Genomic DNA, 19,123 nt, shown 5'->3' with positions numbered 1-19,123 from the left:
GCCTATCGCACTCCGAAGCAGCTGGGGAGGCGGGCGAGGTGCATTCCTCCATCTCGACGGTCCGGGCACTCCGAACCGGCATTAGAGCTCTCTCAACGCTGACCATCAGTGGAGTGGGGACCAACAGAGGCGTCACATGTTGACGGTGGCCGCACCAGACATGTGCAGCCGGTGCGGCTGACACGGTATCCGGTACGGCCACGTGTGATCGCGCTGGGTGTTGGTTAGAGCGCGGGCGCGGTGACGGTGTTCATCTGCAGGGTGACAGCGGTCTGCGAGAGCAGGCGGCCGTTGATGGTCGCGCCGGTCTTCACGGCGATGAGTGACTTCGCGAGCACGATGCCCTCGAAGTGCGCTGCTGTGCCGACCGATACCTCTCCGGCGGTCTGCCAGAACACGTTCTTCGCCTGCACGCCACCGGCGAGGGTGACCTGCTTGGCGCCAGCTTCGCTGATGTTCCCGGCGACCTGGAAGATGAAGACATCGTTCGGGCCGCCGGTCAGGGTGACGTCGCTGGAGATGGTGACACCGGTGTTCCACTGGTACAGGCCCGGGTTCAGGGTCAGGCCGCCGATCTCGCCGGCACCGAGGTCGATCGCGTCGGCCTGGTCGCGGCTGACGGCATCCTGATACGCGATCCCCATGTCACCGACGACGGTGTTCAGGTACGCCGGGTCGGTGACCGCGCACGCGGGCCCGGCAGCATCGACGGTGTAGATCGTGCCGGTGTGCACTTCGCCGCAGCTGAGGTGGATCGCGGCACCGGTGATCGGGCTGGAGCCCACGTTACCGTTGACGGCCGACGCGTAGACATCCGTCACGCCCGTTTCGGAGAGAATGGCGAAGGTACCCGCTGCGCCGAGCGCGATGGGGGCGCGAACGGACCCGGTCGGAACGGCCGCGGACGCGGAGCTGGCGCCGGCGGCGCTTAGGCCGACCGTGCCAACGCCGGAAACGGCGACGGCGAGCAGCAATGCGGGCAGCCACCGGCGGGCGCGGGTACCGGAGAGCGGTTTCTGAATGGTGGTGGTCATGGTGAATCCCTTTCCCGTGTGACGCATCCGCGAATGCGGAGGCGAGGGCAGGGCCGCCCGGCATGGCGGTCCCCGGAGTGTTGGCCGGGTTTCGCTCTTTGGCGGAAGTGTGCCGGGAATGCACCTCTCCAGCGGTGCGGGAGAGACGGGCATCACGCACGAAAAGGTGCGCCCCACTGAGCTGGAATCCAACGAATCGAATCTGTCTAACCCCAGACTAGGGCCAGAAACAGTGCCCCCGAACACGGCACGCAACGCTTAGATGAATTCCCGACGACATCCAGGATCCCACCCGTCGACGGGCACAACAACGAGCAAACAGATGCCCCAAGCCTGACCGTAGCGCCCCAACGACGAGTCGCGGATCAACCCGGCAAATGCTGGGTCGCCCACTCGAGCGCAAGGCCGTCCGTAAGAGGGATGTTAACGGGCGCTCCCCCGGAAGCTGGCGGTTCTGTCATTTTCCGAAATCGTCTGCGCAACGAACCCCTGTGTTTTCGGGGTTGTGCAGGCCAGTGTGAACATTGGCCTTTTCGTACTCCTCTGCACAAGACGCCCGTTTGTTCCATACTCCTCTGCACACCGTGAACAGGCGGCAGTGTCACCGACGCGCTGGATTGCCCTGGGAGAGAGTGGGCCTCACCCCCTGGTACACGTCGACCAGGTGCTGGCTTCTCCTGAGCCTTGGACAGTTTGGGCTGCTTGCTGGGCAGCCGAGCGGCCGCTTTCGCTATTTCGCTGCTGTGCAGGCGAGTACGAACATTTGTGCAGACGACTTCGAAAAATGACATCAAGCAAGCGCGTCCTCTGATTAGCGGCCAGCCCGGGTTTCGTTCCTTATCCCTGTCAAGATCAATGGGATCGCCGAACTTATATGTTCTTCTTGCGGATTGGGATTCCGTGAAAGCTCACACGCGAGGACTTCAGCGTCGAGCCACTCACGTTGCTGGTTGACAGAATCGGCGGACTGATTCGCGTTTTGACTCCGATCGCCAACTTTATTGTCGAGGTCGTTCCTCCTGTCGTGACCTGGTTGCGAGAGAAGGCCGCGCTGCCCAACCTGCCGTTTACGCGCACCTGCCCGGACCGTTGAGTCGGCCCGGGCAGGTTTCTGTCGTCCCCGTCAGCCGCCGTGGACCGGCGTCGTGGGACCGCGGCGGGGTCAGCGGTAGGCCACGCCGTTGGCTGTCACGGAGACCCGGGTACCCGCGGTTCCGTCCAGGAGCGCCGGCAATTCTGTCAGTGATCCGATGAAGGCGTCGCGACCGGTGTTGCGGGCGAAGTCGATCGCCGCCTCAACCTTGGGTCCCATCGAGCCCGCCGGGAAGTCGAAGCCCGCGAGCGTGTCCGGGTGGACGAGCATGATGGCGCGCTGTTCTGGTGTCCCCCAGCCGGTGTAGACGGCGTCCGCGTCGGTGGCGATCACGAGGGAGTCGGCCTTGAGGTCCCGGGCCAGCACCGCGCTGGCCCGGTCCTTGTCGATCACGGCGTCGACGCCGATGAGTTTGCGGGAGCCGGGCTGGTACATGGTGGGTATGCCACCGCCGCCGGCGCAGATCACCACCGTGTCGGCCGCCACCAGCGTTTTGATCGTGCTCAGCTCGAAGATCCGCTGCGGCATGGGCGAGGGCACCACCCGACGCCAGTGGTCGCCGTCGGGTTTGACGACCCACCCCCGCAGCACCGCCAGGCGACGCGCCTCGTCGGCGTCGTACACCGGCCCGACAAACTTAGTCGGGTCCGTGAACGCCGGGTCCGCCGGGTCCACCTCGGTCATGGTCAGGATCGTCGCGATCGACTTTTCGAACGGGAGCCGGTTGCCGAGTTCTTGTTCGATCATGTACCCGATCATTCCCTCGGTCTGGGCGCCCAGGACGTCGAAAGGGTACTCGGACGTGTGGTCGTAGGCGGCCGCCTGGAGCGCGAGCAGTCCGACCTGCGGCCCGTTGCCGTGGGAGATCACCAGCTGATGCTCCTGGGCGATTGGCGCCAGCGCGGCGCACGCCTTGGCGACGTTGGCGCGCTGGTTTTGCACCGTCATCGGGGCGCCGCGCTCCTGGAGTGCGTTGCCGCCGAGAGCGACCACGATGCGCATCAGGAACCCAGGGTGGCGACCATGATCGCCTTGATTGAGTGCATCCGGTTCTCGGCCTGAGCGAACACGATGGAGCTGGACGACTCGAACACCTCGTCCGTGACCTCAAGCTCGCCGAGGCCGGTCTGCTTGAACAACTGTTCCCCTACGGCCGTGTTCCGGTCGTGGAACGCCGGCAGGCAGTGCATGAACTTGACGTCGGGGTTGCTGGTCTTAGCCAAGACGTCCGCGGTGACCTGGTAGGGAAGCAGGGCGGCGATGCGTTCGTCCCAAGTTACCTTGGGCTCGCCCATGGAGACCCAGATGTCGGTGTAGATGAAGTCGACCCCGGCCACGCCCTCGGCGACGTCCTCAGTGTGGGTCAGCCGCGCGCCCGTGCTCTCGGCGATCGTCTGGGCGGCCGCGATCACATCGTCGGTGTTCCACAGCTGGCGGGGGGCCACGATGCGCACGTCCATGCCCATCAGCGCCCCTGCCACCAGCAGCGAGTTCGCGACGTTGTTGTGCGCGTCTCCGAGGTACGCGAAGGCGATCTCGTGGTCGTTCTTGGTGGAGTGCTCGCGCATCGTGAGCATGTCGCACAGCGCCTGGGTGGGATGCCACTCGTCCGTCAACCCGTTCCACACCGGCACACCCGACGACGCGGCCAGCGTCTCGACGTTGGTCTGCGCCGAGCCGCGATATTCGATGGCGTCGAACATCCCGCCCAGCACCCGCGCGGTGTCCTTAACGGACTCCTTGTGCCCCATCTGCGACCCGCTCGGATCGAGGTAGGTCACGTGGGCGCCCTGGTCGTGCGCGGCGACTTCCATGGCGCAGCGGGTCCGGGTGGAGGTCTTCTCGAAGATGAGGGCGATGTTCTTCCCGGTTAGCCGGGGCAGCTCAGTGCCGGCGTATTTGGCTGCCTTGAGGTCCGCGGCCAGCCCGAGGAGGAACTTCCATTCCTTCGGGGTGAAGTCGACTTCCTTAAGGAAACTCCGGTTGTGCAGGTTAAAGCTCACAGGATCACCGCATCTCTTTCGATTGGACAGGACAGACATCGCGGACCGCCGCGGCCGCGGCCGAGCTCGGATCCCACGACGGGTATGACTTCGATGCCTTCGTCGGCGAGGTATCGATTGGCGGTCGTGTTCCGCTCATAACCCAGCACGACGCCGGGGGAAACGGCGAGGAAGTTGTTCCCATCGTTCCACTGCTCTCGCTGCGCACCCGCGCGATCGATTGGGGTGCGCAGGACCCGGACCTTGTCGACGCCGAGGGCCTCGGCCACGAGAGGAAACAGGTCCGTGTGCTCCGTAATGTCGTAGTCGCCGCCGGACCCCACCGGGGTGAGCATGAACGCGCGCAGCGTCTCGGGCAGGTACGGATATACGGAGAACGCGTCGCTGTCGACCATTGTCATGGCGGTGTCCAGGTGCATGAAGGCCCGCTCCTTCGGCAGCTCGACGACGATCACCTGGCGGACATGGCCGCCTTGGAAGAGCAGTCGGGCTAGTGTCTCGACCCCCTGGGGCGAGGTCCGTTCGCCCATCCCGATCATCAGCGCCCCATTACCGATCACGAGCACGTCGCCGCCCTCGACGGTAGCGGGCTCGTGGGGCAGGGAATCGTCGCCGTAGACGATCTCCAGCCCGGCGTCGCGGAACATCGGGTGGAACTTGTAGATCAGGCGGGAGTTGATGGTCTCGCGTTTGCGGGCCCGCTTGGCCATCGGGTTGATGCTCAGGGCGCCGTAGATCCAGGCCGAGTTATCGCGCTGGAACAGGTGGTTCGGCAGGGGCCGCAGCAGGAAGTCGTCGATGCCGAGGGACTCCATCAGAAGGCTGGGCGTGTGCAGCATCGGCATGACGTCACTCTTGAGCACGCCCCCGATCAGGAGCTCGGAAAGCACCTCCGACGACGTTTGGTCGACGATCCGCTCCAGCGGCTTGTCCAGCGCGGGCCCGAACCGGATGGCCCTGGTCAGACACTTCTGCAGGAACTCCCGGGCACCCGGCGCGTCCAGCGCCGCGGCGAGCAGTTCGCGGAAGTAGTGCACCGTCACGTTGCGCTCTCTGAGCTGGCCGACGAACGCGTCGTGCTCTTCCCTAGCCCGATCGGCCCACATGACGTCGTCGAAGAGCAGGTCGTCGACGTTGTCCGGGGTCAGCCGGCTGAGCTCGAGACCCGGCCGGTGGACGATCACCTGGCGCAGCACTCCTACCTCGGATTCAACACGAAATGGCATGGCTATTCCTTACTATATTGATGGTGTAAATGCTCAGCGGTACTCGGGCACGGGGGCCGGCTTAGTCATCCAGTGCCGCTGCGCAAGGTAGACCGGGATCCCGACGACGAACGCGCCGCCGGCCATCAGGAACGGGCCCCAGACGACGTACCACAAGTCGCTGGTGTTCCTGGAGTAGTAGATGAAGGCGACCGAGAAGATCAGCGCCACGACCGCCACCGACACATCGAACGCGAACCTCGACGTGTGGACTGGGTGGCTGTCCCGCCAACGCCACTTGATCTGGACCAAGGCGGAGAATGCGTAGGGCACGGCCGCCGTGATCCCGGTCATCAGGACCAGGGTGGTAAACACCGTTGCGCCGCTGGTTCCCAGATAGCTGATCACCACGGCGACCGACGCCAGCGCGGTGGACGCGATGATCCCGAAGGCCGGAACCCGGCGCCGCGACAGGCTCCCGAACCGCGCCGGGAACAGCCCGTCCTTCGCGGCAGCCAACGGCATCTCCGCGCAGATCATTGTCCAGCCGTTCAGCGCGCCGATACCGGAGACGATGACGGCCAACGCCACCAAGTCCCCGGCCCAGGAACCGCCGCCGACGATCGAGTTGGCCGCGACGGAGTAGGACGCCTTGTTCACGTCCATAGCCAACTGCGAGGCGGGCACGATGCCGAACACGGCAACCATCGACAGCAGGTAGACGATGGCGCTAGCGAGCGTGCCGTAGATGGTCGCCTTCGGGACATTCCGTTCGGGATCGCGGACCTTCGCCGCGGCAACGGCCGCGGTCTCGACACCCAAATAGCTGAACAGTGCGATCGCCATCGCTCCACCGATCGCCGACAGGCTGCTGTCACCGCTGAGGTTCCACGGCGTGAAGTTCCCCGCCTTGATGAAGAACAACCCGACGGTCGACATGATGGCCAGCGGGATGAATTTCAGCACCGTCGTCCAGACTTGGACCGAACCCATCGCGCGCACGCCAGTCAGGTTGATCACGGCCGGGATCCACAACCCGACAAGGGCGATCAGGATGGACCAGCCGACCGCGCCGTCCTTGTTTAGGAAGTGCTCGACGTAGTACACCCAGCCGACGACGATCGCCGCGTTGCCCGCCCATGCCGTGATCCAGTAGGACCAGGCGTTAACGAACCCGGCCGCGTTGCCGAACCCTGAGCGTGCATAGGCATACGGTCCGCCGGCAGCCGGCAGGCGTCGCGACATCACCGCGAACATCAGCGCAAGCGCGACCGCCCCGACGGTGGCGAGGCCCATGGCGACCAGGCTGATCGGGCCATACGACGATAATGCGTAGGGCAGCGAGAAGATGCCGACACCGATGATACTGCCCATAATCAGTGCAGTCGACTGAGGCAGGGACAGGGCGCGCTCGGTTGTGCGCCCCTCGGGCTCGGTCGGGACAGACCCGACCTCGGACTTTGGTTGGACCATGATGACCTCCGGCGTTGATACGGATATTTGACATCCGATCGTCAGGTCGAAAGGTTTCCGGGCTTAGCGGCCGAGGGAACTAAGTGGCGAGTTCACGGATGTTCTTGAAACGGATGTTCTTGAAATCTGCCGTGCATTTCCGTGGAGCGTGTCAGAAACCGACGCAGGGCAATGCCTGATCAGGTTTTAAGAAACGCAGCGGTTGAACTTAACATTGACGGCACGCCGATCACCGCCCCAAAGAGCCAGCGCTTACGGCCGAGCAGAAATCGAGACAATAACGTCAGCGACCAGACCGAAGAGGTTCTTGGGATCGAAGGGACCGGCGATCAGATCGAGTTCGACGAAGAATGAGGCGCCGGCGACCAAATCGCGCAGGTAGCGCAGCACCGAAAAGTCCTCGATGGCAAAATCGACCGAGTCGAAGATGGCGATCTAGTCGTAGTGCGTGCGCCCCGCCGCCTGGGCCTTATCAGTAGTGGAGGTCGTGATGATGTCGGCGCCCGCCACCGCGTCCCGCACGCTCGCTACCACGACGATGTCGAAGCCGAACGGCCGGGCGGTGATGTTCTTTACGTTCATGAAACGCACCACGACAACCTTCTTTTTGTTTTCTGGAATTAGCCTATGACCGGGCAATGTGCACGCGTAACGAGCAGAGCGAGCCAATATGTGCCATAAATCTTTCAAGATGCTTCCCCTGGCGGTACAGTGTGAATCATGAATACGCTCGATGACCTCGATCGCCGCCTAATCGGCGCACTGCGGGCGGACGGGCGAACCCCCGTCACCACGCTCGCCCATGACCTCGGAGTCACGAGGGCAACGGTGAACATCCGGCTGCAGCGGCTGCTGGACTCGGGCACCATCCTCGGATTCTCCGTCCGGGTTCGCGAAGAGCGGGATCCCGACTCGATCCGGGCGATCGCGCTCATCGAGGTCGAGGGGCGCTCAACAGATCGGGCGATCAGCCAACTTCGCGGCTTTCCCGAAGTCCGGGCGCTACACACCACGAACGGCGGCTGGGACCTGGTGGCCGAGATCCGGACCGACACGCTGAGCAACTTCGACCGGCTACTCGGCCAGATTCGCTCCGTCGAGGGCGTCGTTAACAGCGAGACGAGTCTGCTGCTCAGTTCGACGCTGTCCTAAGCCGTCACACATCGGTTCTGCGAACCCCGAGGCCTCACAGAACACCCGAACCTTTCAGTGGGGACGAGGGCTATTGCACCATCAGGTGGCAGGTTGGCCGGCGTACGATGTCCCCCGGCCTTGTCTTGCACTCTCCCTTTGACACTTTGGCGACCGTGCTTGCGCGCGTTCCCGTGCCGCTTTGTAGCGCAATGGCGCCCAGACGGTCGTGGATCAGGTCCAGGACACTAGCGGCGGTGTCCTCGGTCAGTAGTCGGCGACCGTGCCAACGGTCGTTAGCAAGTCGTTCGCCGTTGGCTTGGGGTGGTCGCGGCTGGTAGCTGCCAGGCCGACCCGCTCCCCCGAGTCCTGTCCTCCGCGCATCATCGACCCTTTCTGCCGACCATCAGATCACCAACGTGATCACCGAGCCTACTGGGACGAGCCCGTGGTCCACTGACATCGAGATGAGCAGATTCCGCCAAGTACTGACGTCGAGATGGGCATTCTCAGCCGTGGTGGGTTTTGTGCCCCCTGTCATTTCCCGAAGTCGTCTGCGCAACGAGCCCCTGAGTTTTCGGGGTTGTGCAGGCCAGTGTGAACATTGGCCTTTTCGTACTCCTCTGCACGGCCACGACCCCCGCAGCGAACTCGTCCTCGGCCAAGTCAACGTAGACGCGGACAACTACGTGCTGGTGGACCACCCCACCACCGCCACCAACCTGCCCGGCGTGTTCGCCTGCGGCGACCTCGTCGACCACCGGTACCGGCAGGCGATCACCGCCGCCGGAACCGGCTGCGCCGCAGCGGCCGACGCAGAACACTTCCTCGCCGCATCAGGCCTCGGAACCTACGCCCAGAACGAAACAGCGCTGCTCGACGACGCGACCACTCGCTAACCGAACGTTGAGCGGCGCAGAGCCACGCCTGATCCGTAAGCCCTTACATCACACGGGACACGGCCTGAGTTGGCGGCCGTGGCAGTGGCAGTGGGCCGTTTTAGATGCCGTTGTGCACCGGCGTCAGCGTCGTCACCAGGTACAGGCGTGCGAACTGGCTCCGCTCCCCCGCTGCAGGCATGGCGCCCACCTCACCAAATATTCCTTCCGGCCTCAGCGCGGAGGTAGGCGCAGACGGTTTCGCGGCTGATCCCAAAGTCTCGAGCCAGAGCAGCTTTTGGCACACCGGCGGCGGCCTTCCCCCGCAGCTCCGCGGCGCGAGCCCCGTCAAGGGACGGAGTACGGCCGCGATAGACGCCACGCTTCTTGGCCAAGGCAATACCCTCACGCTGACGCTCGCGGATCAAAAAGCGCTCGAACTCAGCAAAAGCACCCATGACATTCAGAAGCAGGTTTGCCATCGCGTTGTCGTCTCCGGTGAAGCCGAGTTGCTCTTTGACGAACTCGACCCGGACCTTCTTCGCCGTGAGCCGGCGTACGATCAAGCGGAAATCCTCCAAGTTGCGGGCAAGGCGGTCCATCGAGTGCACGAGAACGGTATCGCCGTCGCGGACAAACTTGATCAACTCCTCCAGTTCCGGCCGGTTTAGGTCCTTCCCCGACGCCTTGTCTGTGACTCTTTGCGCTCTCTGGCGGCGTTCTGTGATCGCTATTTGGCGCATCGAACTCATTGCCTGCGCCGCTCCGGAACAGGTGTCAGTGTCTTGTATCCCATGGGTTGTGAGGCACTCCAGTTGCGAGACACCTCAGACTTTCTCCGGTCGATCGCCAGCATGTGGAGTGTCGAGGCAAATGGCCGTTACGACCCCTCATCGGCCGTTGGGACTTCTGCATCGAGCGAGACGATCTCTCCGTTATCCGAAATGAACAGCCGCTCATCAGCGAAAATGCTCAGTGTGCGTCGGAACAGATGGGTGGACTGCGACCCGATGATGAGATCCTCATCATCCGTCACCAGCTTGAGCGCATTGAGGCGAACAATTCCTGACGAAATATCGCTGAGAAGCCGTGTATGAAGGGGATCGGGGAACCCCTACGTGTCAGGGTGAGTTGAGGCCAGTAGCTCAGAGCAAGTCCGCCGTTTGATGTAGGGCGAGAATCAGGAAGTCCCATCATGTCCAGCCCCTCGTTGATCGCCGTGCGCGACGATAGTTCCATGAACAACAGCAGTCCCGGCCCCCGCGCGGGCGGCCCCACGCCCCGGCGTTCGTTCACGCCGAAGCAGAAACTCGACCACCTCGCCGCCTACGAGGACGCCATCTCCGGCAACGGGGGCGGCGCGTATTTGCGGGAGCAGGGCATCTATTCCTCGCAGATCACGGAGTGGCGAAAGCTGCGCGATGCGGGCGTGCTGCAGGGCAAGAAACCCGGGGAGAAGATCGGCCGGCTCACGCCCGAGCAGGCCGAGATCGCCCGGCTCCGCCGCCAGCTTGAGTTGACGGAACGGCGGTTGGAAACGACGGGGGTGGCGTTGGAGATCATGTCAAAAATGCACGAGCTACTCGAAAATCTTTCGAAGAGCTCGCGGGACGAAACACCGCAGACGAAACCGTGATGACCACCTACCGCGACCTGACCGGCCGCGGCGTTTCGACTCGGACGGCCGCCGTGCTGGTCGGGTTGCCGCGGGCGACCGCGACCCGGACGCCTCGCGCCCAGGTGGCCCGGCCGGTGGTGGTGCCGGCGAACCGGCTCGACGTCCTGGAGCGGGCCCGGATCTTGGCGGTGGTGAACTCGGCCCGGTTCGTGGACTTGCCGCCGATCCAGATCTACGCGCAGCTGCGGGATGAGGGCGTGTATTTGGCGTCGATCTCAACGATCTATCGGGTGTTGGCCGAGAACAAGCAGGTCAAGGAACGCCGTCGGCTGGCCCGGCACCCGGCCCGGGCGATCCCGGAACTGGTCGCCACCGGCCCCGGGCAGGTCTATACGTGGGACATCACGAAGCTGCCCGGGCCGATCAAGGGCAAGTACTTCGACGCCTACGTGATGATCGATATCTTCTCCCGCTACATCGTCGGCGTGAAGGTCCATCCGGCCGAATCCGCCGTCCTGGCCGCGGAGATGATGAGAGAGACCTTCGGCATTCATGGCACCCCGCAGGTAGTCCACGCGGACCGCGGCACGTCGATGACGAGCAAGACCGTCGCCGCCCTGCTCTCGGATTTGGAAGTGACCAAGTCGCACTCCCGGCCCCGGGTCAGCAACGACAACCCCTACTCGGAGGCGTGGTTCAAGACGCTCAAGTTCGCCCCGGTTTTCCCGGAACGCTTCGCCAGCCTCGGCGACGCCCGCCGCTTCATGAACACCTTCGTCGAGGGTTACAACCACACCCACCGGCACACCGGCATCGGGCTGAACACGCCCGCGGACGTCCACTTCGGCCTCGCAGCCGGCAAAGCCGCCGAGCGGGCGGCGACCCTCGCCGCAGCCCGCGCCCGGAACCCTGAGCGCTTCAGCACCAACCTCGACCCGAAGATCCTCGCCACCCCCGACGCTGCCTGGATCAACAAGCCAGCCGAACAAGAAGAAGGGCCGAAACTAGCCGCCTAAAGTCACGCTGGCCTCATTCACCTTGACAAATTCCGACGAGCCCTTGCTTGGATGCTTGAGGGTGTTGTAATTGTTCGCTACCGCCCGTGCCAAGGCAATCTCTGACGCGGCGATCTGTTTCCAGTTGAGACCGAGGGGCTTGATGCCACGGTAGATGTCGGTAGCTACCGTTTTCCAGCGAGAGGATGCCTTCTTTGGCGTCGACGGATCTTTCATCTTCGTCGCGAATTCGACCGCCCGTTTGCCCTCCTGATAGGTGGCCTCCTCGCCCTCCACGTAGCCGACGAGGACAGCGCCGAGCGCCTCGAGGCTCATTGCTGAGTTGAGGCGATGTTCTCTACGAATGACATTGACGTTTGCACCCGGTAGACCCCTGAGATAGGCAGAATGAACCTCTCCCACTGGTCGTAGTTGTCAGACCATTGAGATAGAGACTCGGACTGAAGTTGAGGCATCCGAACAAGTGGGTGGTCCAGTTCCTTCTTGGGCGGCAAAGGTTTGGAGTATTCGCGGATGGTCTGCCTACTGATGAGCTCAACGGAGGGATAGTCCATGATCTGACCCCCATGGTTTTGGTCGTGTAGCGGTCGTCCCTCACGCGATGTCCTCGAAACGAGAGCGAAGTTCCGAACATCAGCGACAGGAATGTGACGAATTTCCGCTGTTCAACCAAGTGTTCATGGAAGGAACGCGGAAGATCAAAAGCGCTGCGGAGGACTGCCTTCTCTTCGAGGTTGATGCCACGACCGCTGGACCCGCTGAACGTTGTTGAAACGGAAAGAGTGGCATCACCTTGTCGCCATATAAGACCCTGGGCAGCCTTCACAGTGAAGGCAAGGGTGTTGGTTAATGACCAGCCGTCCCCCTCTGTTGAATGGTCAGTCGTGACTGATTTCAGCCGTGCCCATTCGTAGAGTCCATCAATCTCTGAGATGACTTCTTTGACTCGCAGAGGATCCGAGAACTCCCCGTCACGTTCCTTCAACACTGCTTCCTCAGCATCGATGTGCCCTTCCGCAGTTCCATGTGGAGTGTTCGAAGTTAGTCCACTGAAGCCACAGCCGAAGAGGCCGATTCGGAGATTGTTCCCAATAACCGACAGATGAGAAGGGGGATTCTGTCCGTCAAACCAGTCTTCGACTGATTCGAACTCTTTGCTGCCCTGAACAAACGGGATGAAGACTCGGACTCCGCGTTCATCGTCAAGCTTCAAGGTTCCCACTACGTGCGGGGTCTCATCGATGCCATCGATGAATGTTGCAGCCAAGACTGAGCCCACTTCAAGATGTTTGATCATCGTCACAATGCCTCCAGTGGATTTTTGCTTTGCTCCTCCGTTGGGTGGGAGCTCATGGACGAGCATGGCAGGCGAGGTCCACCTCCGCTGAAGGAGCGGACCACCCGCAACCCGGACGGTGAACAAACGCGGGATCGTGATGCGCGATCCAGATCGGCAAATGTGTCGTCTCGTAACCGTAGGGATATAAGACGTCTCACGACTCCCGTTTTTCGCCTTTGCGGATCGCCGGATTCTCGCAGCGCGGCGATTCTCATAACTACGTCGCATAACCCTCTGCCGGAATCACAATCGTCGGCCCATCTCGTCGCGGCCGTACAGGAGATGATTGAGCGACTGCGTTGGGCAATCGGCGAGAGACCGCCAAAGCAAGGTTCGGAACTTAGCGACCAAGAATGAGTTCGTTTGTCGCAGTAAGGTCGCGAGTCGTGATCGCGAAACCCTGCCAATGTTCGTCCATGATCGGCTCGTCTTCATCGCGCGGGATGTGGTGAAACCGCGTCTGCACCCACATAACAGGTTGCGTGAGCGACTCGCCGATTGGTTGCAACTACAGCGACCTCGGCCGGGACCGCCATCCCAATGATTTCACGGGATCAACTCGATGCAATTGATCAGAATCAGAGCAAAGGGTCAATGAGCTCCGGGTCCCGCTTCTCCTCGTCGGGCACCCGCGCGTTGTTGACGCGGCGCGACACCGGGTGGCTCCTGATGTTGCCGGCCACCGTCAGTGACGACCGGTCGAGCAGGTCGAGCAGGGCACCGGGGTCGGCGACCTTGCCCGGCCGTAGCCACTCATCCCAGGCATCCCTGGTGAGGAAGGCGGGCATCCGGTCGTGGATGTCGCCGGAGGCGTCCCGGGCCTCCCTGGTGATCACCGCCATGCTGTGCGACCAGGTTCCGTCGTGCTCCTGCCGCCCGGCGTAGAGTCCGGCCGCTGCCAGGACGCCGTCGCCATGGATGAAGTGCGGTTGTTTGCCGTCGGGCAGGTCTTCCCATTCGTAATAGCCGGTCATCGGCACGATGCACCGCCAGGAGGTGAACGCGGCACGGAACATGCCGTTCGTGGCCACGGTCTCGAGGCGGGCGTTGATCGGGGCCGGGCGCCGGGCATTGGTCTTCGAGCCGGCCGGCGCGGCCTGCGCGCCGGCCGCCCAGGCCGGGGCCAGGCCCCAGGTGGCCCCGTCCACCTCGCGGGTGACGGTGTGGTCGTGCTCCCATTCGCGCACGACGGGGACGAGATCGGTCGGGGCGATGTTGTACGACGGCCGCCAGTCCCGGAAATCGCCGCCGGATGCGACGAACTCCCGGATCAGGTCGTCGGTGTCCTTGTCCATCGCGAAGCGTCCGCACATGCGCACAGGCTATTCCGCGACGCCCCGCGCGGCAATGGAGGCGTCCCGGAGGATCGCCACCACGCCCGCCGACTGCTGGACCAGGGACGCAGCCGCGCGGAACGCTGAAACCGACCTCCCGGGCGAAGTCAGCGGTGAGCGCGTCGACCCAACAGGAAGTATGAGATCGGGCCGACGAAGTTCACCGCGATGACCACCGCCCACACCGCCTTCTTCCCGTTGACGAGCTTCGCCGGCCGGTTCGCGAGGTCGGACCACGCCGCTGCTGCCAGGGCGAACTGCACCGCCGAGCCCACGATCGTCCCCGCCCGCTGGCTGCCGGTCAGTTCGCTCCACCGTTTTTTCGCCATGTCCAACTCCGTCTCGTCGTGATTGCGCCGTTAGCTGCCCTTGCGCATCTCCCGCTCGATGTCGGCGTCCGTGATGGCCCGGGTGTAGGACAGGCTCCAGGATTCCAGCACCAGCGCGACACCCCACCCGGCGAGTACCCAGCCGGGCCAGAAATAGCCCATGCCGACCGCCGCCCAGATGCCGATCAGGAACAGGTTGATCACAACATACGCCACAATGGTGTCGCCGAGCTTGCGACTGCGTTCGAGCCTCCTGCCCGCCCATTCCCGGTCCGTTGCCGGCTGCGCCGAGGCGTCCTGACCGGGCACGAAGCCCGATTGGCCTGGTTCCGTGAATCCTGACATGTCCGCCACCTCCTGGTTGGCTGGTCAGTCCGATCGGGCCGGATGACGCGATCGCCCAGGGCACACGGTAGCCCCGCCGGCCCGCCGCCGCCACTGGGCGGAGGTCCCGCAACGGCAGGGCCCCGAAGCTGCGAAACTGGAGTCCGGCGTTGGCGCTGCCAACATTCTGGAGGCCCCTTGTCACCCGCACCCTTCGACCCGGCCGCTCTGCCGGCATCCGTTCGCCTGGAGACCGGCGAGGGCGGCCTGCCCGTCGTGCGGGTGGACGGCTCACACGGATCTGCCGAGCTGTACCTGCACGGCGCTCACCTGACCAGGTGGACGCCGGCCGACGGGCGCCCCGTGCTCTGGCTGAGCGCGGCCAGCCTGTTCACCGAGGCGAAGGCCATCCGCGGCGGAGTTCCGATCTGCTTCCCGTGGTTCGGCGCCAACCCGCTCGATCCGGGCGCCCCCGCGCACGGATTCGCCCGGTTGGCCGAGTGGGAGCTCGTCGCCGCGCGAGACGACGGCGACACCGTGGCCGTCACCCTGCGGCTGGCCGACAGCCCGGCCACCCGCGCCACGGCCTGGCCGCACCGTTTCGAGGCGCTCTACACCGTGACCGTCGGCGCCCGGCTGACCCTCGCGCTGACGGTGACGAACCGGGACACGGATGCCGTCGGCTTCGAGGAGGCGCTGCACAGCTACCTGGCCGTGGACGACATCCGCGCCACCGAGGTCACCGGCCTCGAGGGTGCGCCCTACCTCGACCAGCTCGCCGGAATGTGGGTCGGGACCGAGACCGGCCCCGTGCGGTTCAACGCCGAGACGGACCGGATCTACCTGGACAGCCCCGCCGCCACGGCCGTGACCGACGGCTCCGTGCGCACCGTGGGGATCACGACCCAGGGCTCGCACAGCACGATCGTCTGGAACCCGTGGATCGCCAAGGCCGCCTCGATGGGCGACTTCGGCAACGACGAGTGGACCGGGATGGTCTGCGTCGAATCGGCGAACGTGCGGGAGAACCGGGTGCGGCTCGAACCCGACCAGAGCCACACCCTCACGGCCGTGTTCGACGTCGCCGGCTGAGCCGCGCACACCCGTCGCCGGGACACCGCGTTCGGCTGAGTTGCGGAGAAAGCACCCTCCCCATTGGGCGGAAGGTGTGGGCGGAAGGTGTTTACTCCGTGATTCACCTGCAGCGCGGGCTGGAGGCGCGGCTAATCGCGGCTCAACGGGCGGCGGGCACCTGACCGAGCAGCCAGGCCACCACGTCGGCCGCACCCCAGCCCTCGGGATGCGCGGCGCGGAGCAGACCGGCACCCTCGATGTCGTTGCCGAGGGTGAGCAGGGGCGACTCGACGTACCCGGTCTTGCGGGTCTGGCCCAGGCCGACCGTCGCGGTGAGCGCGTTGCAGAGGCAGGCCCGGCCGACCGTGTCCTCTGCAGCGCCGCCCTTGCGCACGTACATGTGCACCGGCTCGCTGGGGCAGCGGAAGCCGACGACGCCGTCCTTTCGCTGGTACGGTTCGCGCAGGTAGCTGAGGTCGCAGAGCCGCACCCGATCGTCGTAGACGGCGGCCACGGAGAGCGTTCCCGGCAGTTGCGCGACCTTGAACGGGAAGCCGGTCGGCGAGGCCGCGGCATCCGTTCTGATCGACAGTTCGCCGTCGTCGAGCCGGTCGAGCACGGCATCACGGAGGGTGTCGGCGAGGCCGGACTCGCGGCTCAGCGCGAACAGCGTGCCGACCTGCACACCGGCCGCGCCGGCCCGGCGGGCCTCGGCCACGCGTTCGGGCTGGCCATAGCCGCCGGCGAGCCAGAACGGCAGGCCCAGGTCGGCGATCTTCTCGAGGTTGGCGTCGTCCCGGGGGCCGTAAATGGGCTGCTTGTCGTCGTCGAGGGTGAGCCGGCCGCGCGGCGGTGCATTGTGGCCGCCGGCCGTCGGGCCCTCGATGATGAAACCGTCGGGGCGGATCTCCTCGTCCCTGGCCAGGTAGAACGCGAGCACGTGCGCGGCGACGATCGCGAGGAACTTCGGGCGTTTCAGGGAGGGGAGCGCCTCGCCGAGCAGGGCGACCGGGTCGACGCCGATGGTGTGCACGGTCTCCGAGCCGGAGACGTCGATGGTGACCCGGCCCTCCCCGCCCGCCGCGAACTCGTTCAGCAGGTGCGGGATCTCCCGCGGGATTCCCGCTCCCATCAGCACATAATCCACGCCGGCCAGCATCGCACCTAAGGCGGCGGCTGGGGTGGCGAGTTGTACCTTCTCCATGTAGTTGATGCCGACCAGACCGGCATGGCCCTCCTTCGCCAGCCAGACCTCGACGAAGTTGCCCAGCACGCTCAGTTCCTGCTGATCCCGGGTGGGGTGCAGGGAGAGCTTGGGCACGGGCAGGTAGGAGCCTCCCGTGGGGCGGCCGTCGACCAGGAAGAACCGCTCCAGCACTCGCTCGGCGATGGCCGGCACCGGGAAGGCGGCGAGGGCCCGACGGATGTCGCCGGTCACGTCGCCGTCCTGCAGCCGCCGGGTGAGCACGGTGTCAAGCGCGATCCCGGACACGACGCCGAGCTGACCGGCCTGGGACACCGTGCGGGCGAGTTGCCATGAGGAGACGGCCATGCCCATGCCGCCCTGGATGACGACCGGCAGTGTGTTTTCGAGCACGAGAACCTCCGTGGGTGTTGCCTGAGGCCCGCGAGTTCGGGGTTGCCGAGCCGATCTCAGCTTAACTCAGGGCATATGCCCGACCAGGAGTGCAACCTCGCCGAAAACGGCGGGCGGCGGCATCCGTGCAGGGCCTCCCGCACCTGATTGTCACGTCTTCCAGACTTTGTGCAACTTCGACGTGACGAATCCGTCCCGGCTAACGTCTTAGTAATTGACCAAGCTGCGGTCGCCGCCCTTTCCGGGCGGGCAGGCAGAGAGAGACTGGAGTTCACCATCGTCGACACCACCGCATTCGAAGCCCCGGAAGCCGGCACCGGCAAGACCGTCATCGTGGACGGCGTTGTTGCGAAGATCGTCGGAATCGCGGCGCGTGAGGTTCCCGGGGTCTTCGCCCTCGGCGGCGGCGCCGCGCGCGCCCTCGGCGCCATCCGGGAGGCCATCAGCGGAACCGACCCGTCCCAGGGGGTGAGCATCACCGTCGATGAGACCCGCGTCGCCGTGGAGATCTCCCTGGTCGTGGAGTACCCCCACGAACTGCAGAAGGTCGCCGACGACGTGCGGGCCGCGATCACGACTGCGATCCACACGATCGTGGGCATGCAGGTGACCGCTGTCGACGTGACCGTCAAGGATGTCCACTACGCCGGGGCCCCGGCCGACGAGCCCGAGACCCCGGCCGTCCCGGAGTAACCAACCCGAGCGAACCCGCTCGACCCGCGCTGCGGCGCCCCCACTCGTGCACTGACCCAGGGTCCACCGACCCGACTCCCCCACAAAAAAAGAAGGACACACCCATGAGCTTCATCGGATTTCTGATTCTCGGACTTATCGCCGGCGCCATCGCAAAGGCGATCCTGCCGGGCCGTCAGGGCGGCGGCTGGTTCCTCACGCTGCTCCTCGGCGTTATCGGCGCGTTCCTCGGCGGCTGGCTCGGATCAATCATCTTCGGGGTCAACCTCGGCGACTTCTTCTCGATCTCGACCTGGCTGCTCGCCATCGCCGGATCGATCATCGTGCTTCTGGTCTACGGCGCCCTCGCCGGACGCCGCCGGGCCTGACCGGCACGAAGGCCACTCAGCCGAGAACGGGCGCACCAGTCATGGTGCGCCCGTTTTTTCGCGACCTCCGGGTGTCAGTCGGGTGTCAGTCGCCGGCCACATCGTGCAGATGATGCACCGGGTCGTGCAGGAAGTACCGGCCCAGCGTCGCCACGGTGAACACGGCGCCGTCGCTTCGGCGCCCGGTACGCCCCAGGTCGCCGACCGCGACCTGGGCGAACGCGTCGGCGACGGATGCCGCGGCCTCGGTGAGTTCCCGGGCCACGACGGCTGGTTCCTGCTGATCGTACCGGTCGGCGACCGCCGTCGCGTCCTGGTCCCAATTCGGGAAGACCGGGTCGACCTCGGTGAGCATCAGCCGCAGGCGTGCCTCGAAGATGCGGAAGACGTCGCGGACATGGGCCGCGTACTCCAGGGCCGACCAGGTGTTCTCGTTCGGGCGCACCGCGACATCCGCGCGGTGCAACACCGGAATCCATCGGGCCGCGTTCCGGCGCACGAGCCGAGGGATGTCGTCGAAGTCGACCTCGGCCGCCGCGAAACCGCAGTCGGGGCACGGGGTCTCGAGCACCCAGGTCCAGTCCTTCGTGTCTGGGTCGATTGCCATGGGCAGA

21 protein-coding genes and 1 pseudogene are annotated in these 19,123 nt (G+C 64.8%); 7 read left to right on the top strand and 15 right to left on the bottom strand.

Features of this window, described 5'->3' with window-relative positions:
• Positions 1-224: 224 nt before the first annotated feature.
• Positions 225-1,034 carry an ice-binding family protein gene (locus E3O48_RS16220; protein ID WP_134540472.1) on the bottom strand — a complete coding sequence of 270 codons (810 nt, stop codon included), beginning with the start codon at positions 1,032-1,034 and terminating at the stop codon, positions 225-227.
• A gap of 765 nt (positions 1,035-1,799) precedes the next feature.
• On the opposite strand from E3O48_RS16220, the gene E3O48_RS18210 reads away from it, so the two are divergent.
• Complete coding sequence (locus tag E3O48_RS18210; protein WP_255453766.1) at positions 1,800-1,988, top strand: antibiotic biosynthesis monooxygenase; 189 nt, start codon at positions 1,800-1,802, stop codon at positions 1,986-1,988.
• Positions 1,989-2,196: 208 nt separating this feature from the next.
• Here E3O48_RS18210 and arcC read toward each other — a convergent pair whose 3' ends face one another.
• From arcC to E3O48_RS17840, 6 genes are all read right to left on the bottom strand, one after another.
• Positions 2,197-3,129, bottom strand: a complete 933-nt coding sequence (arcC, locus tag E3O48_RS16210; RefSeq protein WP_134522459.1) for a carbamate kinase — start codon at positions 3,127-3,129, stop codon at positions 2,197-2,199.
• On the bottom strand, positions 3,129-4,130 hold the full coding sequence (gene argF / locus E3O48_RS16205) for an ornithine carbamoyltransferase (RefSeq protein WP_134540470.1): 1,002 nt from the start codon (positions 4,128-4,130) through the stop codon (positions 3,129-3,131). Before argF ends, arcC begins: the two co-directional genes overlap by 1 nt.
• Positions 4,127-5,356 carry an arginine deiminase gene (locus E3O48_RS16200; protein WP_134540468.1) on the bottom strand — a complete coding sequence of 410 codons (1,230 nt, stop codon included), beginning with the start codon at positions 5,354-5,356 and terminating at the stop codon, positions 4,127-4,129. Before E3O48_RS16200 ends, argF begins: the two co-directional genes overlap by 4 nt.
• 33 nt (positions 5,357-5,389) lie before the next feature.
• A complete protein-coding gene (locus tag E3O48_RS16195) occupies positions 5,390-6,808 on the bottom strand; it encodes an amino acid permease (protein ID WP_134540465.1) in 1,419 nt (472 codons plus the stop codon).
• A gap of 252 nt (positions 6,809-7,060) precedes the next feature.
• Positions 7,061-7,198, bottom strand: a complete 138-nt coding sequence (locus tag E3O48_RS17845; protein ID WP_198413087.1) for a hypothetical protein — start codon at positions 7,196-7,198, stop codon at positions 7,061-7,063.
• Between the two features lie 45 nt (positions 7,199-7,243).
• Entirely contained in the window at positions 7,244-7,390 is a 147-nt protein-coding gene (locus E3O48_RS17840) for a hypothetical protein (RefSeq protein WP_166784670.1), read from the bottom strand.
• Positions 7,391-7,528: 138 nt separating this feature from the next.
• Between E3O48_RS17840 and E3O48_RS16185 the strand changes: the two genes are divergently transcribed.
• Positions 7,529-7,960, top strand: coding sequence for an Lrp/AsnC family transcriptional regulator (locus E3O48_RS16185; RefSeq protein WP_134540463.1), 432 nt, complete (start codon positions 7,529-7,531; stop codon positions 7,958-7,960).
• Between the two features lie 608 nt (positions 7,961-8,568).
• Positions 8,569-8,838 (top strand): annotated as a pseudogene (locus E3O48_RS16180) (FAD-dependent oxidoreductase); the annotation flags it as partial.
• 191 nt (positions 8,839-9,029) lie between these two features.
• Here the strand turns inward: E3O48_RS16180 and E3O48_RS16175 are convergent.
• Entirely contained in the window at positions 9,030-9,608 is a 579-nt protein-coding gene (locus E3O48_RS16175) for a recombinase family protein (RefSeq protein WP_255453768.1), read from the bottom strand.
• Positions 9,609-10,054: 446 nt separating this feature from the next.
• Between E3O48_RS16175 and E3O48_RS16170 the strand changes: the two genes are divergently transcribed.
• Positions 10,055-11,451, top strand: a protein-coding gene (locus E3O48_RS16170) for an IS3 family transposase (RefSeq protein ID WP_134540457.1) whose coding sequence is annotated in 2 segments (ribosomal slippage) — positions 10,055-10,382 and positions 10,382-11,451 — 1,398 coding nt in all. Because the reading frame shifts where the segments join, the coding sequence is not laid out codon by codon here.
• Here E3O48_RS16170 and E3O48_RS16165 read toward each other — a convergent pair.
• The 5 genes from E3O48_RS16165 to E3O48_RS16135 form a co-directional block, all read right to left on the bottom strand.
• Positions 11,440-11,766: a hypothetical protein gene (locus tag E3O48_RS16165; RefSeq protein ID WP_134540454.1), complete on the bottom strand. Its 327-nt coding sequence runs from the start codon at positions 11,764-11,766 to the stop codon at positions 11,440-11,442. The two genes, E3O48_RS16170 and E3O48_RS16165, sit on opposite strands and share 12 nt — an antisense overlap.
• A gap of 22 nt (positions 11,767-11,788) precedes the next feature.
• The gene (locus E3O48_RS16160; RefSeq protein WP_241982586.1) at positions 11,789-12,748 is read right to left on the bottom strand and encodes a hypothetical protein; all 960 of its coding nucleotides are present in this window, start codon (positions 12,746-12,748) and stop codon (positions 11,789-11,791) included.
• 620 nt (positions 12,749-13,368) lie between these two features.
• The gene (locus E3O48_RS16145; protein ID WP_134540448.1) at positions 13,369-14,103 is read right to left on the bottom strand and encodes an SOS response-associated peptidase; all 735 of its coding nucleotides are present in this window, start codon (positions 14,101-14,103) and stop codon (positions 13,369-13,371) included.
• 128 nt (positions 14,104-14,231) lie between these two features.
• Entirely contained in the window at positions 14,232-14,453 is a 222-nt protein-coding gene (locus E3O48_RS16140) for a PLD nuclease N-terminal domain-containing protein (RefSeq protein WP_134540445.1), read from the bottom strand.
• A gap of 30 nt (positions 14,454-14,483) precedes the next feature.
• Complete coding sequence (locus E3O48_RS16135; protein WP_134540442.1) at positions 14,484-14,798, bottom strand: 2TM domain-containing protein; 315 nt, start codon at positions 14,796-14,798, stop codon at positions 14,484-14,486.
• Between the two features lie 177 nt (positions 14,799-14,975).
• Between E3O48_RS16135 and E3O48_RS16130 the strand changes: the two genes are divergently transcribed.
• The gene (locus tag E3O48_RS16130; protein ID WP_166788732.1) at positions 14,976-15,869 is read left to right on the top strand and encodes a D-hexose-6-phosphate mutarotase; all 894 of its coding nucleotides are present in this window, start codon (positions 14,976-14,978) and stop codon (positions 15,867-15,869) included.
• A 142-nt stretch (positions 15,870-16,011) separates the two neighbouring features.
• On the opposite strand, the gene E3O48_RS16125 is transcribed toward E3O48_RS16130, so the two are convergent.
• Positions 16,012-17,448 (bottom strand): nitronate monooxygenase, encoded by a 1,437-nt coding sequence (locus E3O48_RS16125; RefSeq protein ID WP_370250255.1) that lies wholly within the window; start codon positions 17,446-17,448, stop codon positions 16,012-16,014.
• A 168-nt stretch (positions 17,449-17,616) separates the two neighbouring features.
• Here E3O48_RS16125 and E3O48_RS16120 point away from each other — a divergent pair, with 168 nt between their 5' ends.
• Both E3O48_RS16120 and E3O48_RS16115 read left to right on the top strand, forming a co-directional pair.
• Positions 17,617-18,141 (top strand): Asp23/Gls24 family envelope stress response protein, encoded by a 525-nt coding sequence (locus E3O48_RS16120; RefSeq protein ID WP_241982580.1) that lies wholly within the window; start codon positions 17,617-17,619, stop codon positions 18,139-18,141.
• A gap of 104 nt (positions 18,142-18,245) precedes the next feature.
• Positions 18,246-18,509: a GlsB/YeaQ/YmgE family stress response membrane protein gene (locus E3O48_RS16115; protein ID WP_134509480.1), complete on the top strand. Its 264-nt coding sequence runs from the start codon at positions 18,246-18,248 to the stop codon at positions 18,507-18,509.
• 85 nt (positions 18,510-18,594) lie between these two features.
• Here the strand turns inward: E3O48_RS16115 and E3O48_RS16110 are convergent, their stop codons facing one another.
• Positions 18,595-19,116: a DinB family protein gene (locus tag E3O48_RS16110; RefSeq protein WP_134540436.1), complete on the bottom strand. Its 522-nt coding sequence runs from the start codon at positions 19,114-19,116 to the stop codon at positions 18,595-18,597.
• Positions 19,117-19,123: the final 7 nt, after the last annotated feature.

The organism is Cryobacterium sp. HLT2-28 (genome assembly GCF_004402495.1).
In the GTDB taxonomy this organism is placed as follows: Bacteria; Actinomycetota; Actinomycetes; order Actinomycetales; family Microbacteriaceae; genus Cryobacterium; species Cryobacterium mannosilyticum.
Note: the sequence above shows the minus strand (reverse complement) of the source record. Positions and strands in the feature narration are given on the sequence as shown.